Genomic DNA, 4,244 nt, shown 5'->3' with positions numbered 1-4,244 from the left:
CCGCAAAATTGAAACAAGGCTCAGGCCCGGGTATTTCCCGTTCGTCGAGCCCGGTTTTGAGCTCGATATAAAATGTCTTATCTGCGGCGGCGAGGGATGCCCGTCATGTAAGCATGAAGGATGGCTGGAACTCCTGCCCTGCGGACTGGTACATCCCAATGTGCTCAGGCACGGCGGAGTGGACCCGGAAGAATGGAGTGGGTTCGCATTCGGTCTCGGCCTGACCCGGCTTGCCATGATGAAGTATGGGATTCCGAATATCAGGCTGTTCAATTCGGGTGATATACGGGTTCTTGAACAGTTTCCGGCTTCCGTATAAATACGGTTTGCGGTGATAACTAACAGTATTTCTTCTATTTATATTGATTCAACACCATACGCGAAAACTAAAAACGACATTATAATTGAGATAAGGAAATATTTTCAATGAAACTTTCACTTGAATGGCTGGGATACTATGTTGATCTTCCCCGCCTGTCGCCCAAAGATATTGCCCACGAGCTGACCATGAAAACCGCCGAGGTCGAGGAGGTGGAAACCCTCCGACGTGCGGTTCGGGGTATACTCGTGGGGGAAATTACCGCAATTGAGCCGATCGATACGGGGAAGAGCGATAAACCCATGCGGTATGTCACCGTCAGCCTCGGTTCGAAAACCATGAAAACGGTATGCGGTGCCCCGAATGTACAGATCGGAATGAAATCTGCCTACGCTCCTCCCGGTGCGGTTATCGCTGGAGGGGTCACGATCGGTGAGCAGCGCATGTTCGGTAATCTCAGCCAGGGGATTCTCTGCAGCCCGATGGAGCTCGGATGGGGCGAGTCTCATGTCGGTATCATGGCTTTTCCCGAATCGCTTCAGGCAGGAACCGAGCTGGCAAACATTGTACCCGATCATGATGATATCATTGTTGTGGACAACAAGAGTGTAACACACCGTCCCGACCTCTGGGGGCACTATGGTTTTGCCCGCGAACTGGCAGCAATTTTCGGAAAAGAGCTCAAACCGCTCGAAATCATTGAAGAGAAAGAGGAAATCGGTCTCGATCCGTTTCCGCTGAGAATCGACGACAATGAAAGCTGTCCCGGATACTGCTGTCTCGATATCGATGGACTGAGGCCGGCTTTTTCGCCGCTCTGGATGCAGTATCGTCTTCTGGCTATAGGACAGCGTCCAATCAATCTGCTTGTAGACCTGACAAACTACATCATGTTCGAGCTCGGTCAGCCCATGCATGCTTTCGACGGCGAGCGGGTGAGGGATGTCATTGTTGCTCCCTTCGGTAAAAAAGGGACATTCAGGACACTGGACAGCATCGATCGCGATATGATTCCGGAAGACTGTATGATCTGTGACCATACCGGTCCCATAGCCCTTGCAGGCATCATGGGCGGTGAGGAAACCGAAGTCAAGGAAAACACAACCCGCGTTCTTCTCGAGAGCGCGAATTTCAATCCGGCCCGTATCCGCCGTACAGCCCTGCGGCTCGGCCTGAGAAGTGAGGCAAGTCTCCGGTTCGAGAAAGGACAGCCCCCATATCACATGACGTTGTCCATACGGCGATTTGTGCAGCTCCTCAGGGATTCGGGGCTCAATCCCGCATTACGCTCACGGATAACCTGCGCCGGTGACTCGGGCGAGCAGATACGCACCATTACCATGAAGACCGACGTTATCAGCCGTTCCATCGGAATGGAGATTCCCCAGGAACGTGTTCTGGAAATTCTCTCGTCGCTCGGTTTCAGAGGTTCCGTAAACGGCGGCGAACTCAGGATTGACGTTCCCCCTCACCGGAGCAAACGCGATATTTCCATTCCGTATGATATTGTCGAAGAAGTTGCGCGGATTTATGGGTATAACAATGTGAAACCGTCAATGCCCATGATTGAAATGCGCGCTTATCAGTTCAACACCGAACTTCAGAAGCTCCATAAAATCCGCCGTTTTCTCAGCGAAGCGAAAGGGTTCAACGAGGTTCACACATACAGCTGGTACGATGATGTGTGGCTGAAACGCATCGGCTATGATCCCGGCGAGACCCTGACGCTCAAGAATCCTGCCGCTGAAAACAACAGCCGTCTGAGACGGGAACTCCTGCCGAACCTGCTTGAACTTATGGAGTCGAATTCACTGCATCGCGACCGCTTCTTTCTTTATGAGGTCGGGAGTGTATACCATCCTAAAGGCAGCGGATCCGTTCAACCGATGCATATTGCAGGAGTGGCCTGTCAGTCTGAGAAGCTGGGTGGACTTCGGGAGCTTTTCCTCATTGTCAGGGGAACGATCGAGGAGCTTTTCACCTTCGAGAACAGCAGTATTCCCGATTTTTCCATAAATGACAAGCTCTCAAAACCATGGCATGGCGCCGACGCTGTAATGAATATCACGGTCAACGGCAGATTTGCGGGACAGATAGGGTATATTACAAAGCCGTTTATCGAGGTTTACGAAAAAGGCACGCAGGTAGCATGGTTTGAAATCCAGGGAGAAAACCTCACCGGCCCGGCGTATCCTGAAATCCAGTATGAACAGATACCCGTTTATCCGGGATCATGGATGGACTTCTCCATACTTGTTGACAAGAACTCAAACTTTTCAGCCCTTGAGGATATTCTGGGTGGATTTGCGCACCCTATCATGAAGAGACATAAATTTCTCTATCTGTATGAGGGGAAAGGGCTTCCCGAGGGTAAGGCAAGTTATACATTCCGTTACTGGCTCGGGCTGCCCGAGAGAACACTCACCAGTGAGGATCTCACCGGTTTCCGTGATGAATACCTCCGGTTTCTGGAACAGCACGGGTTATCCCTCAGATAACCGGTGACTTCACCGGCTAAAAAACGGAGTGTCAGTACGGAGTATTGGGAAGTTATCCGCGCAGGTCTGAAACAATGTTTTTTTCACTGATCAGGCTTATCATATCGGTATTATTGCCTCTCTGTCTGTGGTTATATGCCGCCCTTGCCGCCTTTATCTGGTATGGAGCACGATATACTCCAGAACGGGCAATACTGTTACGGCTTGCTTCAAGCATACTCTCGGACCTTATATGGGTTCCCTTCGGGCTTCTGGTCTGGACTCTGCTCATTGACAGGGTAATCGTTCATGTCATAAGAGTTTCCAAATCTTCGAGGAGAATCCCGGGAATAACCACGGCGCTGGCAGGTGCCGTTCTCCTGTTTGTTTTTTTCTTTGAACAATCCTTCAAATTCCTCTTTCTTCCGCTGCTCTGGTTCATCATGCTTGCTTTTCTGCGCCTGATACGGAAATCAACTGCGAAAAAGAGCCTTTCACACTATGCACCTCTAGTCTGTATACTGTTACTGGTTGTCGTTCATTACCATTGGCAGCTGGTTCCACATGGTACCCGTGAAGAGAATCCGGGCGATATCAGGGTCATGAGTTACAATATTTTTGCGCGCGCCGGTTTTGAAGACCGCATGAAGGTCATTAATACAATCAAACATATATCGCCCGATGTTGTCTGTATCATGGAATTTAATCCGATGCGTGATCCCGAACTCTTCAGGGAAGAGCTGGGGAACCAGTTCCCCTACATGCTGATCGGCGATAATCTGACACGATGGACACGGAGCGCGGCGCTTATTCTTTCACGGTTTCCCCTGAAAAAAATCGATGTACCCATAGTGGGTGACCGACAGGACCGTCATGTGAATTTTATCTTTGCAGAGATGAACGTGGGGGGCAGAACAATAAATATCGTGAACTATCACCTGATAACCGTGGGGCATCGAATAGAGAAAGCAGCCCGTAAAAATATCAATGACAAGGAACTGGTCACCAAAGCGACCGATACCGAAGCGGCAATAGATGGGGAAAAATTCGAACAGGCCCGGTATCTGATGGATACAGTCGCTACTTTCAAACAACCCACGATTCTCTGCGGAGATTTGAACGATACTCCGAACAGCAGGGCATTCCAACTTCTCGAAAGCAGGTTTTACAACACATACTCGGAAAAAGGGTGGGGGCTCGGCGATACTTTCGGGGAGTCGTGGATAAAGCGCCGATCTGGAAATTTCCCATGGGTATCACGGTTTGCCCGCGATGTGATGAGAATCGACCACATCTTTGTCAGCAAGGATATTACCATGGTTTCATCGGAGGTTTTACGGCATGCACAGGGTTCGGATCATAAACCGGTTGTTGCGGCCGTACGATTGCCATAAAGAAGAATATCGGTTTCGCACAATAACGCTTCAGTCCAAAGCAAGCGTTTCATA

3 protein-coding genes are annotated in these 4,244 nt (G+C 50.1%); all 3 read left to right on the top strand.

What is annotated here, in order from left to right:
* Nucleotides 1–319 (top strand): phenylalanine--tRNA ligase subunit alpha (locus LLG96_06665; protein MCE5249887.1); only part of this gene is annotated, 319 nt, incomplete at its 5' end.
* A 107-nt stretch (nt 320–426) separates the two neighbouring features.
* Nucleotides 427–2,817 (top strand): phenylalanine--tRNA ligase subunit beta, encoded by a 2,391-nt coding sequence (pheT, locus tag LLG96_06660; protein MCE5249886.1) that lies wholly within the window; start codon nt 427–429, stop codon nt 2,815–2,817.
* 74 nt (nt 2,818–2,891) lie between these two features.
* Entirely contained in the window at nt 2,892–4,190 is a 1,299-nt protein-coding gene (locus LLG96_06655; protein MCE5249885.1) for an endonuclease/exonuclease/phosphatase family protein, read from the top strand.
* The last annotated feature ends 54 nt before the right edge of the window (nt 4,191–4,244 follow it).

The sequence above is a fragment of the bacterium genome (assembly GCA_021372535.1).
GTDB lineage: Bacteria > Latescibacterota > Latescibacteria > Latescibacterales > Latescibacteraceae > JAFGMP01.
This window is presented reverse-complemented; position numbering and strand designations above follow the sequence as displayed.